The organism is Streptomyces tardus, assembly GCF_018101125.2.
GTDB lineage: Bacteria > Actinomycetota > Actinomycetes > Streptomycetales > Streptomycetaceae > Streptomyces > Streptomyces tardus.
Map to the genome: position 1 here is coordinate 4,213,393 of NZ_JAELVF020000001.1, position 21,361 is coordinate 4,234,753.

Genomic DNA, 21,361 nt, shown 5'->3' on the forward strand with positions numbered 1-21,361 from the left:
TGCGGGCAGCCGCTGACAGCGTTCGCCCGCCGATCAACCTCACTCGCCGAACCTCGCGCCGGCACGGGATGTGACAGGCCGACAGCGCAGTTGACGTGCAGCCACCGCCAGTCAGCAAGGATGCAAACTATGGCAACTAAACCCCGCGAACAGTGGGGCAGCCGCTACGGATTCCTGATCGCGGCCATCGGTTCGGCGATCGGGCTCGGGAACATCTGGAGATTTCCCGCGGAGGCCTACCGCAACGGCGGCGGCGCCTTCGTCCTGCCCTACCTCATCGCGCTGGTCTCCGCCGGACTGCCGCTGCTGATCCTGGAGTACACGATCGGCCGTCGCTACCGGAAGTCCGCGCCCGCCGCGTACCGGGCGATGGCCAAACCCGCCCAGTTCATCGGCTGGTGGCAGGTGGCGATCTGCTTCGTCATCGCCACCTACTACGCGGTGATCCTGGCGTGGGCGGTGCGCTTCATCGGCTTCTCCTTCGGTGAGAAGTGGGGCGATGACCCGGACGGCTTCCTCTTCGACACCTTCCTCCAGCGGGCGGACACCCCGGGCAGCTTCGGAGGCTTCGTCCCGGGCGTCTTCTGGCCGCTGTTGGTGATCTGGGTGATCACCCTGGTCATCCTGGGGCTCGGGGTGCGGCGCGGCATCGAGACGGCGAACAAGATCTTCGTGCCGATGCTCGTCGTCTTCTTCCTGATCCTGGTGGTCAGGGCCCTCACTCTGGACGGCGCCGTGGAAGGGCTGAACGCCTTCTTCACCCCGGACTGGGACGCGCTGACCGACGGAGACGTGTGGGTGGCCGCCTACGGGCAGATCTTCTTCTCGCTCTCGGTCGGCTTCGGCATCATGATCACCTACGCCTCGTATCTGCGCAGTCGCTCCGATCTCAGCGGATCGGCGATGGTGGCCGGCCTGTCCAACAGCTCCTTCGAACTCCTCGCCGGGATCGGGGTGTTCTCCACCCTCGGTTTCATGGCGCAGGCGTCGGGGCTGCGGATCGAGGAGTTGGTGAGCGACGGCGTGGGGCTGGCCTTCGTCGCGTTCCCGACGATCATCTCGCAGATGCCCGCGGGTGCGTTCTTCGGCTTCCTCTTCTTCACCTCGCTGGTCATCTCCGGTCTGACGTCGCTGATCAGCATCGTGCAGGTCATCATCGCGGCGGTCGAGGACCGCACCGGCTGGGGGCGCAGACGCACCGTGGCGATCGTCGGCGGTGCGACCGCGCTCGCCTCGCTGCTCGTGTACCCGCGCGAGGGCGGGCTCTACTTCCTGGACATCGCCGACCGGTTCATCAACCGCTACGGCATCGCGCTCGCCGGGCTCGTCGTCCTGATCACCGTCGGCTGGATCCTGCGCAGGCTCAAGCAGCAGCAGGAGGAGGCGGACGCCACCTCGGCGATCCACCTCGGCCGCTGGTGGCGCTTCTGCCTGGGAGTGATCACCCCGATCGTGCTGGCCGTCTTCCTCGTCGACTCGGTCCGCCAGGAGCTCAACGAGAACTACGAGGGTTACAGCGACGGCTTCGTACTGGCAGCCGGCTGGGGTGTTGCCGGCGCTGCGCTGCTCTTCGGCATCCTCGTGTCGCTGATCCCCTGGAGGCACGAGCCGGAACCGCCGCCGGGCTCGGTCGCCGACGTCGAGAAGAACGAGCGGAGTGGTAGCTGATGGGCGCCAGCGCGATCATGATGATGGTCTTCGCCGTCCTGCTGCTGTGGGGCGGGATGGTCGCCGCCATCCTCAAACTCCGCAGCCACCCCGAGGAGCCCGAGCCCGACGAGGAGCCGGGACGTACGGGGAGCGACGGGCCGGAGGGGAGCGACGGACCGCAGGGGTACGACGGGCCGGAGGGTTACGGCGCACACCCGCGCCCCTGACTGCCGCACACGCCCCCGCACACGCGAAGGTGCCCCGGAACTCACCGAGTTCCGGGGCACCTTCACCGTGGTGTGGTTGCTGCTCGCGCGTCCGCGCGGGCGATCATCCGATGCCGTACTCCTGGGCCGCCTTCCGCACGGTCTCGTGCTTGACCTCGCCGCGACGGGCGAGCTGGGCGAGCGCGGCCACCGCGATGGACTGGGCGTCCACGCCGAAGTGGCGGCGGGCGTTGTCCCTGGTGTCGGAGAGCCCGAAGCCGTCGGTGCCCAGCGAGGTGTACTCCTGCGGCACCCACTGGCTGATCTGGTCCGGCACCTGCCGCATCCAGTCGCTGACCGCCAGCACCGGACCGGGCGCACCCTCCAGCGCCCTGGTCACGTACGGAGTCCGCTCCTCACCGCGCAGCAGCGCGGCGTCGCACTCCATCGCGTCGCGGCGCAGCTCGCCCCAGGAGGTGGCGGACCAGACGTCCGCGCTGACGCCCCACTCCTCGGACAGCAGGCGCTGCGCCTCCAGCACCCAGTGGATCGCCGTGCCCGAGGCCAGCAGCTGGATCTTGGGCGTCTCCGCCTCCGCCTCGCCCTCGTTGAAGCGGTAGAGGCCGCGGACGATGCCCTCCTCCGCACCCTCCGGCATGGCGGGCTGGGGCTTGGGCTCGTTGTAGACGGTGAGGTAGTAGAAGACGTTCTGGTCCTCGCCGGTGTCCGGGCCGTACATCCGGCGCAGACCCTCGCGCACGATCACACCGATCTCGTACGCGAACGCGGGGTCGTAGGAGAGCGCCGCCGGGTTCGTCGAGGCGATCAACGGGGAGTGGCCGTCGGCGTGCTGGAGGCCCTCGCCGGTGAGCGTGGTGCGCCCGGCCGTCGCGCCGACGACGAAGCCGCGGCCCAACTGGTCGCCCAGCGCCCAGAACTGGTCGGCCGTCCGCTGCCAGCCGAACATCGAGTAGAAGATGTAGAAGGGAATCATCGGCTCGCCGTGCGTCGCGTACGACGTGGCGGCGGCCGTGAAGTCCGCCATGGCGCCGGCCTCGGTGATCCCCTCGTTGAGGATCTGGCCGTCCCTGGCCTCCTTGTAGTACATCAGCTGGTCGCGGTCGACCGGGTCGTAGGTCTGGCCCAGCGGCGAGTAGATGCCGGCCGAGGGGAACAGCGCCTCCATGCCGAAGGTCCGCGCCTCGTCCGGCACGATCGGCACCCAGCGCCGACCGGTCTCCTTGTCCCGCATCAGGTCCTTGACCAGTCGGACGAACGCCATCGTGGTGGCGATCTCCTGCGTACCCGAGCCCTTCTCCAGGGACTTGAACGAGCGCTCCGCCGGCTCCGGCAGCGCCACCGGATGCACCTTACGGGCCGGCGCGGGGCCGCCGAGCTCGGCGCGGCGCTCCTGCAGATAGCGCACCTCGGGGGAGTCCGCGCCCGGATGCGCGTACGGGACGAGCTCCTCGTCGAGCGCGGAGTCCGGGATCGGCAGCTCCAGCAGATCCCGCATGGCGCGGAACTCCTTGCCGGAAAGCTTCTTCATCTGGTGGTTGGCGTTGCGCGACTCGAAGCCCGGGCCGAGGGTCCAGCCCTTGACGGTCTGCGCCAGGATCACCGTCGGCGCGCCCTTGTGGGCCAGGGCCGCGCGGTAGGCGGCGTACACCTTCCGCGGCTCGTGGCCGCCGCGCGAGGTGTGGAAGCACTCCAGGATCCGGTCGTCGCCGACGAGCTTCGCGAGCTCCGCGAGCGCCGGCTCGGCGCCGAAGAAGTGCTCGCGGATGTAGGCGACGTCACGGGTGGCGTAGGTCTGGAACTGCGCGTCGGGCACCTCGCGCAGCCGTCGCAGCAGCGCGCCGGTCGCGTCCAGCCGGAACAGCTCGTCCCAGGCGCTGCCCCACAGCGACTTGACCACGTTCCAGCCGGCGGCGCGGAACTGGGTCTCCAGCTCGCGCACGATCTTGAAGTTGGCGCGGACCGGGCCGTCCAGGCGCTGGAGGTTGCAGTTGATGACGAAGGTGAGGTTGTCCAGCCCCTCGCGCCCGGCGAGGGCCAGTGCGGCGGTGGACTCGGGCTCGTCCATCTCGCCGTCGCCCAGGAAGGCCCAGACGTGCGAGGTGGAGGTGTCCTTGATGCCGCGGTGCTCCAGGTACCGGTTGAACCGGGCCTGGTAGATCGCCGACAGCGGGCCGAGGCCCATCGAGACGGTGGGGAACTCCCACATCCACGGCAGCCGCCGGGGGTGTGGGTAGGAGGGTATGCCGTTGCCGCCGGACTCCTGGCGGAAGTTGTCCAGCTGAGCCTCGCTCAGCCGGCCGTCGAGGAAGGCGCGGGCGTAGACGCCGGGGGAGGCGTGGCCCTGGATGTAGAGCTGGTCGCCCGAGGCGCCGCCGCCGGCGAGGTCGTCCTTCCCGCGGAAGAAGTGCTGGAAGCCGATCTCGTACAGCCAGGCGGCGGAGGCGAAGGTGGCTATGTGCCCGCCGACGCCGTACCGGGAGCCGCGGGTGACCATCGCTGCGGCGTTCCACCGGTTGTACGCGGTGATGCGCGACTCCATCGCCTGGTCGCCGGGGAAGTCCGGTTCGGCGGCGGTGGGGACGGTGTTGACGTACTCCGACTCCAGCAGGGGCGGCACACCCAGATCACTGAGCCGGGCGTGCTCCACGGTCCTGCGCACCAGGTAGTTGGCGCGCTGCGGACCCGCGGCCCGGGCTACGGCGTCCAGGGACTCGCGCCATTCGGCGGTCTCCTGGGGGTCGCGGTCCGGGAGCTGGTCGAGCTCGCTCGCCCGCGTCGTTACGGGGTCGGTCATGAGGCCGCCTTCCGGGATGGGGACGGTGAGGGGTGGTCTTGGCAGGTGTTGCCGAGCGGGGGCAGGACAGGGGTGGGCCCCGCGCTGGTGACTGTAAACCCGATCGATGATCGATCAAAGAGGGGAAAGAGTAAAACCCTGCCTGAGCAGCGAAATTGGCATGGCGTGCCCAGGGGGAGGGCACGCAGTGCAGGGGCAAAGACGGCGAAAGCGGGCACTCGCGGAGGGTGCGAATGCCCGCTCTCCTTCTGTCGGAGGTGGGACATGAGCCGGGCGACCCCGCGACGTTCCGGGGTGTGGTGCGGCCCGGCGAAGAGCCCGGGCCCGCAAGGCTCGGACGTGCTCGGCCGGCTCCGACGGGCGCTTCAGGGGCGCGGCGCGCAGCCGAGCACGTGGTCCTTCACCAGCCGCGCCACGTTGGGGTCCTTGCCGCGGAAGGCCGCCACCACCTGCTCGTGCTCCTCGGCGTAGGACTCCTGCACGGTGCCCAGCCAGCGGATCGAGAGCGCGGTCCACACCTCGATGCCCAGCGACTCCCAGGTGTGCAGCAGCACGCTGTTGCCCGAGGCCCGCACCAGCTCGCGGTGGAAGGCGACGGTGTGGCGCACCTGCGCCTCGCCGTCGCCCGCCGCGTCCGCCTCGTAGAGCGCCGCGACGTGCGGCTCCAGCACCGACACGTCCTCGGCCAGCTTCGGCGCGGCGAGCTCGGCCGCCATCTGCTCCAGGCCGGCCCGCACCGGGTAGATCTCCTCCAGGTCCGCGGCGGTCAGCGCCCGTACCCGTACGCCCTTGTTCGGCACCGACTCGATGATGCGCAGCGCCTCCAGCTCGCGCAGCGCCTCGCGCACCGGCGTCTGGCTGACCTCCAACTCGGCCGCGACGCGGCGCTCCACGATGCGCTCGCCCGGTTTCCAGCGCCCACTGACGATGCCCTCCACCAGGTGCTCGTGGATCTGCTCGCGCAGCGAGTGGACGACGGGCGGTGTCATGGGCCTACTCCTCCGTAATGTACGAGGGCACTGACAATACGGCGCGGCTGCCTCCAGAGGCGCTCGGAGCGGCGACCCGAGCCGCGTTGCGAGAAGGCTCACGTTCCCCGGCCCCGTCCGGCACGGCGCACGGGCGGCGCGCGGGGGCGGCGGTTCAATGAACCCATGTCGTACCGGAACGCAGTCCTGGAGCGGCGGATCGCCGCCCCGGTGGAGACGGTGTGGAGCCTGCTGACCTCGTCCGTGACGCGAGCCCGCCCGGACGGACCGACCTCGGTGCAGAGCCCGGGCCCCGGGACGTTCGGGGTGGGCAGCAGCAGGTGGCAGACCCGGCGGGTCAACGGCCGCCCGGTCACCACCGAACTCCTGGTGACCCGATGCGTCCCCGGGGCCGGGTACGTCGTGGAGCCCGCCACCAGCGGCGCTGCCGCGTGGTCGGTGGAGTACGCGCTGCTCAGCTGCGTCGGCGAGGGCGCCACCGAGGGCCGGGCCGACGGCACGCTGCTGCGCGCGACGGTGCGCACAGCCGACCCGGGACGCCTGGCCAGACTCCTCGCCCGGGTGCGTACGCCGACCCTCGCCGCGGCCGTACGGCAGGCGGTGCACGACGAACTGGCGGCGGTGGACGCCGCGTGTCGCGGGCGCGAACCGGCGGAGTGACGCCGGCGCTCACCCGGAGGCGCACATGAGGGTGGCCCCGCCCCTGAGTCGAAGCTCGGGACGGGGCCACCCTCATGCGGTGGAGAGCGGGGTTACAGACCCAGCTCGCCCTCGAACTCGCCTGCCTCCAGGCGGGCCTTGACGTCGCTCAGGTAGCGGGCGGCGTCCGCGCCGTCGACCAGCTGGTGGTCGTAGGACAGGGTCAGGTAGACCATGTCGCGAATCGCGATGGTCTCGCCCAGGTCCGGGTGGTTGACGACCATCGGGCGGCGCACGGTGGCGCCGATGCCGAGCTCGGCGACCTGCGGGTAGTTCACGATGATCGTGTCGAACAGCGCACCGCGCGAACCGGTGTTGCTGATCGTGAACGTGCCGCCGGACATGTCGTCCGGGCTGAGCCCGCCGGAGCGGACCTTGCCGGCCAGCTCGGCGGTCTTCTTGGCGATGCCCGCCAGGTTGAGGTCGCCCGCGCCCTTGATGACCGGGACCATCAGGCCCTTTTCGGAGTCGACGGCGATGCCGACGTTCTCCGTGTCGTGGTACGTGACGGTGCCGTCGTCGTTGATCTTGGCGTTGATGGCCGGGTGGGCCTTCAGCGCCTCGGCGGCGGCCTTCACGAAGAAGGGCATCGGCGAGAGCTTGACGCCCTCGCGTGCGGCGAAGCCCTCCTTGGCCTGGGCGCGCAGCCGCATGACCCGGGTGACGTCGACCTCGACGACGGTGGAGAGCTGCGCCTGCTTCTGCAGCGCCTCCACCATCTTGGCGGCGATGACCTTGCGGATCCGCGACATCGGCACCGTCTGGCCGCGCAACGGCGAGGCCTCCAGCTTCGGCGTGCGCGGAGCCGACGAGGCGGGCGCCGAAGGTGCCTGCTCGGCCTGGGACTTGGCGGCCTCGGCGGCCTCCAACACGTCCTGCTTGCGGATGCGACCGCCGACGCCGCTGCCCTTGACGCTGCTCAGATCCACGCCGTTCTCGCCGGCGAGCTTGCGCACCAGCGGGGTGACGTACGCAGCCTCGCCCGCGGGAGCGGACGCGGCGGACGCGGCGGACGCGGCGGACGCGGCGGGCGCGGACGCCGGGGCGGCGGGAGCCTGAGCGGGAGCGGGCGCCGGTGCCTGCTTGGCGGGCTCGGGCTTGGGCGCCGGCGCGGGCTCCGGGGTGGGCGCGGGCTCGGGCTCGGGCTGCGCGGCCGGGGCCTGCTGCTCGGGTGCCGGGGCGGCTGCCGGGGCGGGCGAGCCGGAACCGATGACCGCCAGCTTGGCGCCCACCTCCGCCGTCTCGTCCTCGCCGACGACGATCTCCAGCAGAGTGCCGGAGGTCGGAGCCGGGATCTCGGTGTCGACCTTGTCCGTCGACACCTCCAGCAGCGGCTCGTCCTCGGTGACCTCGTCGCCGACTTCCTTGAGCCAGCGGGTGACGGTGCCCTCGGTGACGCTCTCGCCGAGCGCCGGAAGCACGACCTCGGTGCCCTCGGCGGAGCCGCCCTGCGGCGCGGCGGGAGCGGACTCGGCCTGCGCGGCCGGGGCCTGCTGCGGCTCCTGAGCGGGCTCGGGGGCCTGCTCGGGCTCCGGCTCGGCCTGCGCGGCCGGGGCCTGCTGGGCGGCCGGGGCGCCGGAACCGTCGTCGATCAGGGCCAGCTCGGAGCCGACCTCGACCGTCTCGTCCTCGGCGACCTTGATGGCCGACAGCACGCCCGACACGGGGGCCGGGATCTCGGTGTCGACCTTGTCGGTGGAGACCTCGAGCAACGGCTCGTCGGCCTCGACTTGCTCACCCTCGGCTTTGAGCCAGCGGGTGACGGTGCCCTCGGTGACGCTCTCGCCGAGCGCCGGCAGGGTTACGGAAACCGCCATGGTTTCGGTTGCTCCTTACGAATTGCGGAAGTGTAGTCGCGCCCGACGTGATGTCAGTCGTGGGAGTGCAGCGGCTTGCCGGCCAGTGCGAGGTGCGCCTCGCCCATCGCCTCGTTCTGCGTGGGGTGGGCGTGGATGAGCTGGGCGACCTCGGCGGGCAGCGCCTCCCAGTTGTAGATCAGCTGGGCCTCGCCCACCTGCTCGCCCATGCGGTCGCCGACCATGTGGACGCCGACCACGGCGCCGTCCCTGACCTGCACCAGCTTGATCTCGCCGGCGGTCTTGAGGATCTTGCTGCGGCCGTTGCCCGCGAGGTTGTACTTCAGCGAGACGACCTTGTCGGCGCCGTACACCTCCTTGGCCCTGGCCTCGGTGAGGCCGACCGAGGCGACCTCGGGGTGGCAGTAGGTGACGCGCGGTACGCCGTCGTAGTCGATCGGCACGGTCTTCAGACCGGCCAGCCGCTCGGCGACCAGGATGCCCTCGGCGAAGCCGACGTGGGCCAGCTGGAGAGTGGGGATGAGGTCGCCGACCGCGGAGATCGTCGGGACGTTGGTGCGGCAGTACTCGTCAGCGAGGACGAAGCCGCGGTCCATCGCGACGCCGGCCTCCTCGTAACCCAGGCCCTGCGAGACCGGGCCGCGGCCGATGGCGACGAGCAGCACCTCGGCCTCGTACTCCTTGCCGTTGGCCAGGGAGACCTTGACGCCGTTGTCGGTGTACTCCGCCTTCTCGAAGAAGGAGCCGAGCGAGAACTTGATGCCCCGCTTGCGGAACGCGCGCTCCAGCAGCTTCGAGCTGCCCTCGTCCTCGGCGGGGACCAGGTGCGGGAGCCCTTCGACGATCGTGACGTCGGTGCCGAAGGACTTCCACGCGGAGGCGAACTCCACGCCGATCACGCCGCCGCCCAGCACGATCGCGGACTCCGGTACGCGGTCCAGGCCCAGCGCGTGGTCGGAGGAGATGACGCGGTTGCCGTCGATCTCCAGTCCGGGCAGCGACTTCGGCACGGAGCCGGTGGCCAGCAGGATGTGCCGGCCCTCGTAGCGCTGGCCGTTGACGTCCACCGAGGTGGCGGAGGACAGTCGGCCCTCGCCCTCCACGTAGGTGATCTTGCGGGAGGCGATCAGTCCCTGGAGGCCCTTGTAAAGGCCGGAGATGACGCCGTCCTTGTACTTGTGGACGCCGGCCATGTCGATGCCGTCGAAGCTGGCCTTCACTCCGAACTCGGCGCTCTCGCGGGCCTGGTCGGCCAGCTCGCCGGCGTGCAGCAGCGCCTTCGTGGGGATGCAGCCGTTGTGCAGGCAGGTGCCGCCCACCTTGTTCTTCTCGATCAGGGCGACGTCCAGACCCAGCTGCGAGGCGCGCAGGGCAGCGGCATAGCCGCCACTACCGCCTCCGAGGATCACTAGGTCGAAAACGGTGCTGGCGTCGTTCGCCACGTCACGTCCTCCATGCATGGGTGCGCCGGAGCCGGTCCACTGTGACCGGGCGGCTGAATGTACGGCCGCTTGTTGTCGGCCCTTGGCTTTGCGGGCCCCTGTCCTGCCGGTACAACATCTTCGCACTTGTTGGCGCGCGACGGGACGCCGGGCCGTACCGAGGGGCGACCACCCGTTCGAAACGAGAGCCGTCAAACATGTGCAAAGCGCTGAAACCGGGTGGACCACGCGGATTTACTGACCAGTAGCCCATCGCATCGCTGTGAGCGAACGAACGTGCCGCCGGTGCCGGGGAGCGCCTGCGGCGCCGCTGAGCAGCGGTCGAACCACGGAACGCCCCGACTCCGCGAGTGTGCTCCGCTCCCGGTGCGACGGGCCGGGTGGTTCAGTGTGCGCGGTGGGTGCCGTGGTGTGCGGGGTGGGTGCCCCGGTAGGACAGTGCCGCCCAGGCCGCGAGCACCACCACCGCGGTGATGGCCGCGGGGGCGTACCCCGGCAGGCCGCCCGCCGCCAGGCTGGTCGCGGTGAACACCACCACCCCCAGCAGCACCAGGAAGAACAGGTCAAGACCCAGTGCGCGGGTGCGCCGATGACCGTCGTGCGTGGTGGGCATGGCGTGCCCCCTCTCCTCGCCCGTCAGAACACCAGTGTCCCTCCGCCGTGACGCGAACGCCATGGAGGAGTGCGGACGTACCGGTGCGAACCGGGCGAGGGGAGGGTGGTGGGGTTGCGGGCCGAGCGCGGCCCGCAACCCCACCGTCGCGCGAGGCGCCTGGAGTCGGTCGAATCCGGCGTCAGCCGAGCTCGCCGTCGGCGGTGCGCTCCAGCAGCCGCACCAGCGTCCGGACGGCCACACCGGTGCCGCCCTTCGGCGTGTAGCCGAACGGGCCGGACTCGTTGAAGGCGGGACCCGCGATGTCCAGGTGGGCCCACGGGGTGCCCTCGGGGACGAACTCCTTCAGGAAGAGGCCCGCGACCAGACCACCGCCCATCCGGTCGCCGATGTTGGCGAGGTCGGCGGTCGGCGAGTCCATGCTCTTGAGCAGCTCGACCGGCATCGGCATGGGCCAGGCCTGCTCGCCCGCCTCCTCCGCCGTCTCGTGCACCTCGGTGCGGAACGCGTCATCGTTCGCCATCACGCCGAACGTCCGCTTGCCGAGCGCCACCATCATCGCGCCGGTCAGGGTGGCCACGTCCAGGATGGCGTCCGGCGACTCCTCGCCCGCCTTGGTCAGCGCGTCGGCGAGGACCAGCCGGCCCTCGGCGTCGGTGTTGAGCACCTCGACGGTCTTGCCGCTGTACATGGTCAGCACGTCGCCGGGGCGCAGCGCGCCGCCGGAGGGCATGTTCTCGGCGAGCGCCAGCCAGCCAGTGACGTTGACGCGCAGCCCCAGCCGGGCGGCCGTCACCACGGAGGCGAACACGGCGGCGGCGCCGCTCATGTCGCACTTCATCGTCTCGTTGTGGCCCGCGGGCTTCAGCGAGATGCCGCCCGAGTCGTAGGTGATGCCCTTGCCGACCAGCGCGACCGTCTTCTCCGCCTTCGGGTGGGTGTAGCTCAGCCGCACCAGCCGCGGCGGGCTCTGCGAACCCTGGCCGACGCCCACGATGCCGCCGTAGCCGCCCTTGACGAGTTGCTTCTCGTCCAGCACCTGCGCCTTGAGTCCGAACTCCTTGGCGGCGGCCTGCGCGTGCTCGGCGAACGCCTTGGGGTCGAGGTCGTTGGGCGGGGTGTTGATGAGGTCGCGGGCCCGGGCCACCTCCGCGGCCAGCACACCGGCGCGCTCGACGACCGACTTGTGGGCCTTGTCGCGGGGCTTGGCGCCCAGCAGCGCGATCTCGGCCAGCGGCGCGCCGCTGGCCGCGCCGTCCTTGGTCTCCTTGGTGTCCTTGGACTTGCCGTTCTTGGCGTTCGCCCTCTGTGAGCCGCGGTAGGCGGTGAAGGAGTACGCACCCAGCAGCGCGCCCTCGGCGACAGCTGCCACGGCCTCGACGTCCTCGGCGACGGGCAGCGCGAAGGCGCCCTTCTTGGTACCGGCCAGCGCGCGTGCTGCGGCACCGGCGGCACGGCGCAGCGTCTCTGCGGCGTACGTCTCGTCCTCGGCGGGCTGTGCGCCCAGGCCCACGGCCACGATCAGCGGTGCCTTGACCCCCTCTGGGGAGGGCAGCTTGGTGACCTCACCCTCGCGCCCGCTCGCGCCCAACGTCTCCAGGGTCGTGGCGAGCCGCCCGCCGAAGGACTCGTCGACGGTCTCGGCACCGGCGGCGAGCACGGGCGTGGTCGCCCCGTCGGCGCCCTGAACGACTCCGATGACGACGGCATCCGCACGCAACGCCGCGGCGGAAGAGGAACTGAGGGTCAGTGCAGTCACGGTCTTCGCGATCCTGTTCGTTGGTTGTAGATGGGCGAGAGCCTACGCCCATCGGATGAGGCCCCTGCGGGCCAGGAGAGAACTCGAACCCGCCCCGACCCGGGAAACCCGGACCGGCGCCGGCGCCGAGTGCATGCCGGTGTTCAGCACAGCGTGAGCGTCAACAGAGCCGCCGTACCGGCGACTTCGCAGACCGCGCCGAACACGTCCCCGCTCACCCCACCCAACCTCTGACAGCAGCGTCGGAGCAACCCCTCGCCGGCCGCCAACGCCGCCGCCACCGCCAGTACGGACCCAACTGCCCACGTCGCGCCCCACGTTGGCCACACCGCGAGCCCGGTCAGCACCACCACTGCCGCCACCACCGCGCCGGCTCCGACCGGCGGCACCACCGAGGCCACCACGGCGCCGAGCCCGTCCGGCCTGGCGGCGGCGACCCCGCGCCGCGCGGTGAGAGTGAGCGCGGTACGTGCGGCCACTGCCGACAGGGCGCAGCCGAGCGCGCCGTGCGTCCACCCCTGTGCGTACAGCTGCGTCAGCGCGGCCGTCTGCGCCAGCAGCACCAGGACGAGCGTCACCACCCCGAACGGGCCGATGTCCGAGCGCTTCATCACCCGCTGGGCGCCCTCCGCCTCCAGCCCGCTGCCCAACCCGTCGGCCACGTCGGCCAGTCCGTCCAGGTGCAGTCCGCGGGTCAGCGCCGCCGGCACCGCGACCGAGACCACCGCCGCGGTCGCCGCCCCCGCGCCCAGCACGAGCAGCGCACCGCCCGCCGCCGCGGCGAACAGCCCGACCACCAGCCCGACGGCCGGCGCCCAGAGCATGCCGCCGCGCGCGGCCGTGCGGTCCCAGCGCACCACTCGCACGGGCAGCACGGTGAGCGTGCCGAAGGCGAAGCGCGGTCCGTCCAGGGGGTGTGCCGGTGTTTCGTTCATCGCTGTGCACCCTAAGCGGCCGCCGCGGCCGGTCCGCCGCGGCCGGTACGGCGCGAGCCCGTCGCGCAGAACTGCTGCGCGACGGGCTCGAGTGCTGCGTACGGCTGCCCGCCGGGATGGGCGCGGACGTGGGGACGGCCGGGGCGCCAGGAGGGGGAGGCGCGGCTCAGGTCGCTTCGAGGATCTCCGCCGCGCCCGCCGCGGTCGACGCGTCCGACTCAGGCTCCCGCACCGGGAGTTGGGCGGCGAGCTCCGCGGCCGACCGGACCAGGGGCAGCGCGAGAAGCGCCCCCGCGCCCGCGCCGACCGTCACGCCGTGGTCCAGCAACGGGTCCAGTCCCATCCGGTCCAGCGCCTTGAGCTGTGCGGGCTCGCCGCTCGCGTGCCCGGCCAGCCACCAGTCCGGAGCGCGGAAGGCGGCCCGGTGGGCGACCAGCGCGCACGCCGCGGAGACCACGCCGTCCAGGATCACCGGAGTGCGTCGCACCGAGCACTGGAGCAGAAAGCCGGTCGTTGCGGCGAAGTCGGCGCCGCCCACCGCGGACAGCAGCTCCACCTGGTCGCCCATCGCCGGGCGGGCTCGGCGAAGTCCGTCGCGGATGGCGGCGCACTTGCGCATCCAGGCGAGGTCGTCGATGTGCGCACCGCCGCGGCCGGTGACGACCGAGGCGTCGGTGCCGCACAGGGCGGCGATCAGGATGCCCGCGATCGTGGTGCCGCCCACGCTCAGGTCGCCCAGCACGACGAGGTCGGTGCCGGAGTCCGCCTCCTCGTCGGCGAGCGCCATCCCGGCCCGCACTGCCTGCTCGGTCTCGTGGAGGGTGAGCGCGTCCTCGAGGTCGACCCGGCCGGAGGAGTGCCGGACCCGCAGGTCGGTGACTTCCGCGGGCAGTCCGGCGCGCTCGCAGTCCAGCGACATGTCGACGATGCGGGTCGGTACGCCGTGCTGCCGCGCAAGGATCGCGGCCGGGCTCTCGCCGTCCAGATGCGCCCGCACCAACTCGCCGGCCGACCCGGCCGGGCGCGCCGAGACGTCGAGATCCGCCACCCCGTGGTCGCCGGCGAACAGCACGAGCTTCGGCCGGCTGATCGGCCGCACCGGAACCTCGGACTGCGCGGCCGACAGCCACTCGGCCAGCTCGTCCAGCCTCCCCAGGGCGCTCGGGGCGAGCCCGGTGCGTTCCCGGCGCTCCTCAGCACCGCGGCGGACGGAGCCGTCCGGGCGCTGGATCAGATCGCCGAAGTCGTCCAGGTTCAGCCGGTCATCACTCATACGGGGAGGTTACCGGCCGTGGTGTTCGGCTCCGAGCCTGCCCGGTGGATCTAGTCCCCGACACCCTCTGCGCGGCCGTCGCTCAGCCGCGCAGAGGCTGCACCAGTCCCGCTGTGACCAGCAGTACCTGTTCGCACTCGGCGGCGAACGCGGCGTTGAGCCTTCCCAGTTCGTCGCGGAAACGCCGGCCGGCCGGGGTCGCGGGGACGACGCCGGAGCCGACCTCGTTGCTGACCGCGACCAGGACGCGACGGCTGTCCCGCACCGCCACGACCAGCTCGCCGATCCGCTGTTCGAGCCTGTGGGCGCCGCCGCCGTGCCAGACCCTCTCGTCCCATGCGCCCACCGCGTCCATGGCGTCGGTCAGCCACAGCGAGAGGCAGTCGACCAGCAGCGGATGCGGGTCGTCCTGCGCGAGCAGCGGCAGCAGATCGCAGGTCTCCACCGTGCGCCAGCTCGCCGGGCGTCGGTCCCGGTGCAGCCGGACCCGGGCGTCCCACTCCGCGTCGCCGTCCCGCCGTCCCGCGGTCGCCACGTACAGGACCTCGGGGAAGGCGGCGAGGCGCCGTTCCGCCTCCGCCGACTTCCCGGAACGCGCCCCGCCCAGCACCAGCGTCCGGCGGGGGACCTCCGGTGCCGCGCGGAAGTCGCCGACCACCAGTGTGCTGCCGTCCGGTTCGGCCCTGGCCCCCAGGGACGCCAGCCGCCGACCGGTCTCGGCGCCCGGCGGGGTGGAGTGGTCCAGATGCACCGCCACCACGTCCGTCTCCGAGCCCACCGCGCCGACCGCGCGCAACCGCGCCAGCCCGTCGGGGCGGCCGAGGACGTCGAGCAGCACCAGGTCGTACGGGCTGGTGCCCGGCTCGGCCCGCTCCCGACCGCGGGCGGACCGGTCGCGCGCGCCACCACCGTGCGCCGGGCCCGACTTCGGCGCCGTACGGACGCGCCCGGGCGGCAGCGCGCCCGCCACCGCGCCGCCGGGCGGCAGGTACAGCAGACGTTCGCCGCCCGGCCCGACCACCTCGTACCCGGTGCCGGGGGAGTCCAGCGCCAGGGCGGTCACCCGGTGGCCGGACAGCAGCACCAGCTCCTCGCCGTCGGGGACCCGCACCGGGGTCGGCAGCGGCTCGGGAAACTCCACCGGCGGCCCGGAGCGCGGATGCGAGAGCAGCACCTGGCGTACGCCGTGCAACGAGCGTCCGACCCGGGCGGCGGCGAAGGCGGGGCCGGGCGTCAGATCCAGGAGCAGCACGCCGTCGATCAGTGCGGCGGTCGCCGCCCGCGCGTGCTGCCCGGTCGCGAGCGCGCAGCGTGCGCAGGGACAGTCGGGCCGGGGGAGCCCGTCGGGGGCTCCGGTGCCGAGCAGAGTGAGTTCCACACCCCGATCGTCTCGCGTCCCGCCGGGTTGGGCGCGTGCGCAGCGCGAGACGGCGCGCGGCGGGTGTCGAACGGCTGATTCCCGCACACCGCCCGGCTTCCGCCGCGTTCCGACGTACGCTGCGAACAGCACTGTCGGGTGATCTTCAGGAGGCGACGATGGCGTGGACGTGGCGGTTCGAGAAGTCCGACGGTACGGAGGCCCAACCTGCCGTCGAGCCCGAGGAGTTCACCACCCAGGGCGATGCCGAGTCCTGGATCGGTGAGGTCTGGCGGGAGCTGCTGGAGGGCGGCGTGGACCAGGTGCGGCTCTCCGAGGACGGCAAGGAGATCTACGGCCCGATGAGCCTGCACGAGGCCAAGGACTGAACCGCTTCCGACGGCGGGGGCACTGCTGCCGCCGTCGGACTGTGCCGCAGTTTCCGTAGGGCAGATGCCCTACGGCGAGTGCCCTACGGCGAGTGCCCTACGGCGAGGGCGCGAGGCTCCCGTCGAACCGGCTCGTACCGACGAGCGCCGAGCAGCCCTCCCCGCCACTGATCTCTGCCCGGGCCCGGGCGTGACGACCGTTCCGCGGAATCGCGGGATCGTGCCGGATCGCGGGGTCAGGATTCCCCGAGCGTCACGTTCGCCCGTTCCCGCTTGTCGGCCCGTACGAAGGTGACGCGCACCTTGTCGTCCGGCTGCCGGGTGGCCAGCGCCTCGGCGAGGGAGACCGTGTCCGCGACTGGTTCCTCGTCCACCTGCACCACCAGATCGCCGGGCCGGATGCCCGCCCGGTCCGCCGGCCCGTTCTTCGCCACCCGCACCACCGAGGCGCCCGCGGGCTGGAAGTCCTCGCCGAGGATGGTGCGCACCGCCACGCCCAGCGACGCCTTCCGGGGATCGACCACTTTCCCGTGCTCGATCATCTGGGCGGCCAGATGGCGCACCGTGACCGCGGGGATCGCGAAACCGATGCCGGGCGCGGCGCCGCCGCCGAGCTGGGGGTCGCGCGCCGCCAGGGTCGGGATGCCGACGACCTGCCCGGAGAGGTTGACCAGCGCGCCACCGCTGTTGCCCGGGTTGATGGCTGCCGAGGTCTGCACCATGTTGCCGAGGGTGGCCTGGTCCTCTCCTGCGGTCACGGCTCGTCCGACCGCGGAGACGATGCCCTGGGTGACGCTGGAGGACAGGCCCAGTGGGGTGCCCATCGCCAGCACGATCTGGCCGACCTCGACCTTCGAGGAGTCCGCGAAGACGGCCGGCCGCAGTCGCTTCGGCGGGTCCGTCAGTTTGATCACCGCGAGGTCCTCCTCCGGGTGGCCCGCCACCAGCTTCGCCTTCAGCGGCTGCCCGCCGGTCGCCAGCTCGACCTCGAACTTCTCGGAACGGCCCACCACATGGGCGTTGGTGACGATGTGGCCGTCCCGGTCGTGGACGATTCCGGAGCCGAGCTCCTCGCCGGTGGTGATCTGCACGACCGAGGGGAGCACATTCCGTACGACCTGCTGGTACCGGCCCTCCAGGGCCTCGTCGACGCTGGGCTCGGGCGCGGGTTCGACCGAGGTGGACGGCGTCGCGGGCGAGTCGCCGCGCCGCGCGGGATCTCCGTCGATCCCGGTGCACGCGGAGCCGCCCGCCGCGATCAGCACCGCGCAACAGAGGAAGCAGACCGATCGGGGAATGCCAGACATACGACGCATAGCGTGCAGTGTCCCCAGCCGGCGGCAGATGCCCTGGGACCCTCACCCCCGCGGTGCGCCGACGGTGCCGTCACCCCCTGCTCCCGCTCGTACGCCCCGCCCGTACGACCCACCGCTCCGGCCGGTCGTTCGCCGCCCACGGTCGGGCGCAGAAAAATCCCCGCCCCGACGCGTTCGTCGGGGCGGGGACCAGCTGGGTCGGATGACGCGGAGCGCGCGCACTGTCCGCGGGATCAGATGACCGGGAACAGCCCGTCGTCGCTCAGCATGGCGCGCACTTCCTCGATCGTGGCGTCCCGCTCGGGAAGGATGAGCTCGGACGGCTCCAGAAAGTCGTCCTCCACCGGAGCGCCGAGCCGGTGCACGGCGTCCAGCAGCGCTTCCAGAGTGCGACGGAAACCGGGCTCGTCGCCCTTCTCCATCTCCTCCAGCAGCTCATCGTCCAGTTTGTTCAGCTCGGCGAAGTGGCTGTCGTCCAGCTTCACCTGGCCTTCCCCCATGATCCTCACGATCACGTCTGCGCTCCTTCTCCAGGGCCTGTTCAGGGGCTCCGGCACTGCTCGCGGCGCGAGGGCCGCGCCGGTCACTGCTTGTCGAACCGAGGGGTGTCCTGAGACTGCTGCTGAGTGCTGCCGCTGCCGCCCTCGAGCGCCTGCTGTCCGCTGCCGGATCCGCCCGCGAGCTCGGCCTTCATGCGCTCGATCTCCAGCTCGACGTCCGCGCCGCCGGAGATCCGGTCGAGCTCGGCGGAGAGGTCGTCGCGCGCGGTGCCGGTCGGGTCGTCCAGTGCGCCGGAGGCGAGCAGCTCGTCGATCGCACCGGAACGGGCCTGCAACTGCGCCGTCTTGTCCTCGGCCCGCTGGATCGCCATGCCGACGTCGCCCATCTCCTCGGAGATGCCCGAGAAGGCCTCGCCGATCTGGGTCTGCGCCTGCGCCGCGGTGTAAGTGGCCTTGATGGTCTCCTTCTTGGTGCGGAAGGCGTCCACCTTGGCCTGCAGCCGCTGGGCCGCGAGCGTCAGCTTCTCCTCCTCGCCCTGGAGGGTCTGGTGCTGGGTCTGCAGGTCGGTGACCTGCTGCTGGAGGTTGGCCCTGCGGCCCAGCGCCTCACGCGCGAGGTCCTCCCGGCCGAGGGCCAGGGCCTTCTTGCTCTGATCCTCGAGCTTCCCGGATTGGCCGTTGAGCTGGTTGAGCTGAAGCTCCAACCGCTTGCGGGAGGTTGCCACGTCGGCGACGCCCCGACGCACCTTCTGCAACAGCTCCAGCTGCTTCTGGTACGAGTAGTCCAGCGTCTCGCGCGGGTCCTCGGCCCGGTCCAGGGCCTTGTTGGCCTTCGCGCGGAAAATCATTCCCATCCGCTTCATGACACCGCTCATGGGCCTCGCGCGCCCCCTTCGTAATGGACATCGACCTCAGCATCTACAACCCCAGCCTACGGGGCCCGGTTCCATTACCGCACTGTTCGGGTGCGGATGCGGTCCTTCTCCAGGACGATCGTGGAGCCCGCGTCTCCCGCCTGAGGAGTAGGAAGCGAACGCAGGTCGACGCAGTGGAGAGCGCTGTGCGCACACCGTTGCGGGATCGTTCCCCTCCTCGGCGCAGCCCACACGTGCGGTGCACGTACCCTTGGGTGCGTGTTCCGAAGCCGTTCCAAGGATGAGCAGGCCGCGCCAAGCCAGCCGGGCGAGGACCTGACGAAGCTGACCCGTGACCCCCAGGCACCCAAGGGCCGCCCCACTCCCAAGCGGAGCGAGGCCCAGACGGGCAGGCGAAGCCTGTCGAAGCCGCCTGCCAACCGCAAGGAGGCCGCGAAGCGGGCCCGGGAGGCCCGCCGCACCGACCTCGCCAAGCAGCGCGAGGCGCTGGCCACCGGCGACGAGCGCTACCTGCCGCTCCGCGACCGGGGCCAACTGCGGCGCTACACCCGGGACTTCATCGACTCCCGGTGGCACATCGCCGAGTTCTTCCTGCCGATCGCCCTGATCATCCTGGTCATGAGCATCATGCCGTCGCTCGCCGCGAAGAACCTTTCGCTGGTGCTGTGGATGGGCGTCATCATCATGATCATCTTCGATTCGGTGCTCACCGCCCGACGTCTGAAGAAGGCGCTGCGCGAGCGGTTCCCGGACGAGAGCCTGAAGGGCACCACCGGCTACGGGCTGATGCGCACCCTGCAGATGCGCCGGATGCGGCTGCCCAAGCCGCAGGTGGCGCGGGGAGAGGCTCCGCGGCGCTGATGACCGCGGTCAACCACTTCAGCCCCGCCGTCGACCGCTGGCTGAACGGACAGGGCAAGTTCCGCGATGCCGTGCGCCACGCGCTGGTCACCCGGCAGCTCGACGAACAGCTCACCCACCGCTATCCGATCGACCGGCGGCTGCGGGTGCTGGACGTCGGCTGCGGCCAGGGTGTCCAGGCGTTGCGGCTGGCCCGCCTCGGTCACGAGGTCACCGGTCTGGAGTCGGACCCCACCATGCTCGCGGCGGCGCACACCGCGCTGGAGCAGGAGCCCGAGGGCATCCGGGCCCGACTGCATCTGCGGGCCGGGGACGCGAGGGACACCGGTGCGCTGTTCGCACCGGGCAGTTTCGACGTGGTGCTGTGCCACGGCGTGCTGATGTACCTGGCGGAGCCGGGGCCGACCCTGGCCGGGCTCGCGCGGGTGCTCGCGAGGGACGGGCTGCTCTCGCTGCTCGTGCGCAACGCCGACGCCCTGGCGCTCCGGCCCGGCCAGTCGGGCGACTGGTCCGCCGCCCTGTCCGCGTTCGACGAGCCCGGGTACACCAACCGTCTCGGCCTCGCCGCCCGCGCCGACCGGCTGGAGAGCCTCACCGCCACGCTGGCCGGTATCGGCGTCCCGCTCGCCCGCTGGTACGGCGTACGGGTGCTGACCGACCTCGCGCCGGACGACGCCGAGCCGCCGCAGGGCGAGAAATGGCAGCGGCTGCTCGCCGCCGAGGAGCGGGCGGGCACCACCGACCCCTACCGCGCGGTGGCTGCCCAGCTGCACCTGTGCGGCGTACGCGGCTGACCGGCGGGGTCCGAGGCCGGCCGGGCGGTAGCCGCCGCCCGTGTCCCGGGCGCCCGCGGCCGTGCTGCCGTGCGGCGGCTGCCCGTCACCGGCCGCCGGTGCGCGCCGCCGATCTCAGAGGTACGCCCCCGACGGCACGTACGGAGTCGGCGGACGCATGCCCCGCAGGCAGACGAAGCCGCCGGCCGACACCCGCAGGCCCGCGGCCAGCCCGACATCCACGGCCCACTGCTGCTCGGCGGTCAGGCCTGTCGCCTCCACCTCGGCGCCGTCGTCCATGCCGAGCAGCGCGGTGGTCAGCAGGCGGGTGGCCAGTCGGCGCGAGGTGGCGGCCAGCAACTCGATCCCGCCGTCCGGGGAGTAGTAGCAGTAGCCGCTGCCCGCCAGGTCGTCGCAGACCAACAGGCGGAAGTGGCGCAGGAGTTCGTGATGGTCGCTGCCGCGCGCCCCGCCCCGCAGCCGGCGGTCCACCGAGTCGAGCAGATCGAACCGGTCCGGCCCCCCGGGGGCGACCGGGCCGTCGGGCGCGGCCAGTCCGGCGTGCCGAACCTCGCCGGTCAGCCGCATCGCCGGGTGCAGATCGCAGCCGGCCGCGCGGTACGCGCGAACCGCGGCCGGGTGGTCGGACGAGCAGATGACGCCGCGCAGACAGCCGCGCCCGTACTCCAGTGCCCGTGTCAGCAACGCCTTCCCGACCCCCTCGCCCTGGGCCTCCCGTCCCACCGCGAGCAGGGAAAGTCCCCAGGTGCCCTCTCTGATGCTCGCGAGCACCGTGCCGACGGGTCTGCCCTGCGCGTCCTCGGCGATCCAGCAGCCGTCGGGGTCCCGCTCGGCGAGGTGGAGCGCCCGGCGGTGGTGGCGGTCGATCCGCCCCGGCGGCCAGGGGCGGGTGTCCAGATCGACGAAGGCGGCAGCCGTCACCGTGCGAACGGCCTCCGCGTCAGCGGCAGTTGGTCGTAGGGGGCGAAGGATCATGGGGACATCCTGCCGCCCGGGGCGTGCCCCGCGCAGCCCGTCCCGCCTCGGCCGGCCGCCCCGCAGCCCCCGGCAGTCCGCCCCCGCGTCGGCCGG

19 protein-coding genes are annotated in these 21,361 nt (G+C 72.0%); 6 read left to right on the plus strand and 13 right to left on the minus strand.

The genetic code is table 11. The annotated features are described in order from the left end of the window. Positions 1-129 precede the first annotated feature (129 nt). Positions 130-1,668 carry a sodium-dependent transporter gene (locus JGS22_RS18040; RefSeq protein WP_211039276.1) on the plus strand — a complete coding sequence of 513 codons (1,539 nt, stop codon included), beginning with the start codon at positions 130-132 and terminating at the stop codon, positions 1,666-1,668. Next, positions 1,668-1,877 carry a methionine/alanine import family NSS transporter small subunit gene (locus tag JGS22_RS18045; protein ID WP_211039277.1) on the plus strand — a complete coding sequence of 70 codons (210 nt, stop codon included), beginning with the start codon at positions 1,668-1,670 and terminating at the stop codon, positions 1,875-1,877. Before JGS22_RS18040 ends, JGS22_RS18045 begins: the two co-directional genes overlap by 1 nt. Positions 1,878-1,980: 103 nt before the next feature. Here JGS22_RS18045 and aceE read toward each other — a convergent pair whose 3' ends face one another. Beyond that, positions 1,981-4,671, minus strand: a complete 2,691-nt coding sequence (aceE, locus tag JGS22_RS18050; RefSeq protein ID WP_211039278.1) for a pyruvate dehydrogenase (acetyl-transferring), homodimeric type — start codon at positions 4,669-4,671, stop codon at positions 1,981-1,983. A gap of 365 nt (positions 4,672-5,036) precedes the next feature. Further along, on the minus strand, positions 5,037-5,660 hold the full coding sequence (locus tag JGS22_RS18055) for a GntR family transcriptional regulator (RefSeq protein ID WP_211039279.1): 624 nt from the start codon (positions 5,658-5,660) through the stop codon (positions 5,037-5,039). Between the two features lie 165 nt (positions 5,661-5,825). Here JGS22_RS18055 and JGS22_RS18060 point away from each other — a divergent pair, with 165 nt between their 5' ends. Beyond that, positions 5,826-6,320: an SRPBCC family protein gene (locus tag JGS22_RS18060; protein ID WP_211039280.1), complete on the plus strand. Its 495-nt coding sequence runs from the start codon at positions 5,826-5,828 to the stop codon at positions 6,318-6,320. Positions 6,321-6,412: 92 nt separating this feature from the next. On the opposite strand, the gene sucB is transcribed toward JGS22_RS18060, so the two are convergent. The 7 genes from sucB to JGS22_RS18095 form a co-directional block, all read right to left on the minus strand. Beyond that, the gene (sucB, locus tag JGS22_RS18065) at positions 6,413-8,176 is read right to left on the minus strand and encodes a 2-oxoglutarate dehydrogenase, E2 component, dihydrolipoamide succinyltransferase (RefSeq protein ID WP_211039281.1); all 1,764 of its coding nucleotides are present in this window, start codon (positions 8,174-8,176) and stop codon (positions 6,413-6,415) included. A 53-nt stretch (positions 8,177-8,229) separates the two neighbouring features. Continuing rightward, positions 8,230-9,618 (minus strand): dihydrolipoyl dehydrogenase, encoded by a 1,389-nt coding sequence (gene lpdA, locus JGS22_RS18070; RefSeq protein WP_211039282.1) that lies wholly within the window; start codon positions 9,616-9,618, stop codon positions 8,230-8,232. 385 nt (positions 9,619-10,003) lie between these two features. Next, the gene (locus JGS22_RS18075; RefSeq protein ID WP_211039283.1) at positions 10,004-10,231 is read right to left on the minus strand and encodes a hypothetical protein; all 228 of its coding nucleotides are present in this window, start codon (positions 10,229-10,231) and stop codon (positions 10,004-10,006) included. Between the two features lie 181 nt (positions 10,232-10,412). After that, a complete protein-coding gene (locus JGS22_RS18080; RefSeq protein WP_211039284.1) occupies positions 10,413-11,990 on the minus strand; it encodes a leucyl aminopeptidase in 1,578 nt (525 codons plus the stop codon). A 143-nt stretch (positions 11,991-12,133) separates the two neighbouring features. Beyond that, positions 12,134-12,925 (minus strand): adenosylcobinamide-GDP ribazoletransferase, encoded by a 792-nt coding sequence (locus tag JGS22_RS18085; protein WP_211039285.1) that lies wholly within the window; start codon positions 12,923-12,925, stop codon positions 12,134-12,136. 166 nt (positions 12,926-13,091) lie between these two features. After that, on the minus strand, positions 13,092-14,183 hold the full coding sequence (locus tag JGS22_RS18090) for a nicotinate-nucleotide--dimethylbenzimidazole phosphoribosyltransferase (RefSeq protein ID WP_211039296.1): 1,092 nt from the start codon (positions 14,181-14,183) through the stop codon (positions 13,092-13,094). 97 nt (positions 14,184-14,280) lie between these two features. After that, on the minus strand, positions 14,281-15,576 hold the full coding sequence (locus JGS22_RS18095; protein ID WP_211039286.1) for a bifunctional adenosylcobinamide kinase/adenosylcobinamide-phosphate guanylyltransferase: 1,296 nt from the start codon (positions 15,574-15,576) through the stop codon (positions 14,281-14,283). A gap of 158 nt (positions 15,577-15,734) precedes the next feature. Here JGS22_RS18095 and JGS22_RS18100 point away from each other — a divergent pair, with 158 nt between their 5' ends. Further along, a complete protein-coding gene (locus tag JGS22_RS18100) occupies positions 15,735-15,944 on the plus strand; it encodes a hypothetical protein (protein WP_211039287.1) in 210 nt (69 codons plus the stop codon). A 236-nt stretch (positions 15,945-16,180) separates the two neighbouring features. Here the strand turns inward: JGS22_RS18100 and JGS22_RS18105 are convergent, their stop codons facing one another. The 3 genes from JGS22_RS18105 to JGS22_RS18115 all read right to left on the minus strand — a co-directional run bounded on the left by JGS22_RS18105 (position 16,181) and on the right by JGS22_RS18115 (position 18,635). Beyond that, on the minus strand, positions 16,181-17,260 hold the full coding sequence (locus JGS22_RS18105; RefSeq protein ID WP_308405734.1) for a S1C family serine protease: 1,080 nt from the start codon (positions 17,258-17,260) through the stop codon (positions 16,181-16,183). Positions 17,261-17,493: 233 nt separating this feature from the next. Continuing rightward, positions 17,494-17,775, minus strand: a complete 282-nt coding sequence (gene pspAA, locus JGS22_RS18110) for a PspA-associated protein PspAA (RefSeq protein WP_211039785.1) — start codon at positions 17,773-17,775, stop codon at positions 17,494-17,496. 68 nt (positions 17,776-17,843) lie between these two features. Then, positions 17,844-18,635, minus strand: coding sequence for a PspA/IM30 family protein (locus tag JGS22_RS18115; RefSeq protein ID WP_211039784.1), 792 nt, complete (start codon positions 18,633-18,635; stop codon positions 17,844-17,846). A 258-nt stretch (positions 18,636-18,893) separates the two neighbouring features. Here JGS22_RS18115 and JGS22_RS18120 point away from each other — a divergent pair, with 258 nt between their 5' ends. After that, the gene (locus JGS22_RS18120) at positions 18,894-19,496 is read left to right on the plus strand and encodes a DUF3043 domain-containing protein (protein ID WP_211039783.1); all 603 of its coding nucleotides are present in this window, start codon (positions 18,894-18,896) and stop codon (positions 19,494-19,496) included. After that, entirely contained in the window at positions 19,496-20,290 is a 795-nt protein-coding gene (locus tag JGS22_RS18125) for a class I SAM-dependent methyltransferase (protein WP_211039782.1), read from the plus strand. Before JGS22_RS18120 ends, JGS22_RS18125 begins: the two co-directional genes overlap by 1 nt. Before the next feature lie 114 nt (positions 20,291-20,404). Here the strand turns inward: JGS22_RS18125 and JGS22_RS18130 are convergent, their stop codons facing one another. Next, positions 20,405-21,265: a GNAT family N-acetyltransferase gene (locus JGS22_RS18130; RefSeq protein WP_211039781.1), complete on the minus strand. Its 861-nt coding sequence runs from the start codon at positions 21,263-21,265 to the stop codon at positions 20,405-20,407. Positions 21,266-21,361: the final 96 nt, after the last annotated feature.

What these genes read in the sequence shown, in the direction of transcription:
- JGS22_RS18115 (WP_211039784.1), bottom strand. Translation starts at nt 18,635, where the DNA reads ATGAGCGGTGTCATGAAGCGGATGGGAATGATTTTCCGCGCGAAGGCC.
- JGS22_RS18085 (WP_211039285.1), bottom strand. Translation starts at nt 12,925, where the DNA reads ATGAACGAAACACCGGCACACCCCCTGGACGGACCGCGCTTCGCCTTC.
- JGS22_RS18105 (WP_308405734.1), bottom strand. Translation starts at nt 17,260, where the DNA reads ATGCGTCGTATGTCTGGCATTCCCCGATCGGTCTGCTTCCTCTGTTGC.
- JGS22_RS18130 (WP_211039781.1), bottom strand. Translation starts at nt 21,265, where the DNA reads ATGATCCTTCGCCCCCTACGACCAACTGCCGCTGACGCGGAGGCCGTT.
- JGS22_RS18055 (WP_211039279.1), bottom strand. Translation starts at nt 5,660, where the DNA reads ATGACACCGCCCGTCGTCCACTCGCTGCGCGAGCAGATCCACGAGCAC.
- JGS22_RS18125 (WP_211039782.1), top strand. Translation starts at nt 19,496, where the DNA reads ATGACCGCGGTCAACCACTTCAGCCCCGCCGTCGACCGCTGGCTGAAC.
- JGS22_RS18045 (WP_211039277.1), top strand. Translation starts at nt 1,668, where the DNA reads ATGGGCGCCAGCGCGATCATGATGATGGTCTTCGCCGTCCTGCTGCTG.
- JGS22_RS18060 (WP_211039280.1), top strand. Translation starts at nt 5,826, where the DNA reads ATGTCGTACCGGAACGCAGTCCTGGAGCGGCGGATCGCCGCCCCGGTG.
- sucB (WP_211039281.1), bottom strand. Translation starts at nt 8,176, where the DNA reads ATGGCGGTTTCCGTAACCCTGCCGGCGCTCGGCGAGAGCGTCACCGAG.
- JGS22_RS18075 (WP_211039283.1), bottom strand. Translation starts at nt 10,231, where the DNA reads ATGCCCACCACGCACGACGGTCATCGGCGCACCCGCGCACTGGGTCTT.
- JGS22_RS18100 (WP_211039287.1), top strand. Translation starts at nt 15,735, where the DNA reads ATGGCGTGGACGTGGCGGTTCGAGAAGTCCGACGGTACGGAGGCCCAA.
- aceE (WP_211039278.1), bottom strand. Translation starts at nt 4,671, where the DNA reads ATGACCGACCCCGTAACGACGCGGGCGAGCGAGCTCGACCAGCTCCCG.
- JGS22_RS18040 (WP_211039276.1), top strand. Translation starts at nt 130, where the DNA reads ATGGCAACTAAACCCCGCGAACAGTGGGGCAGCCGCTACGGATTCCTG.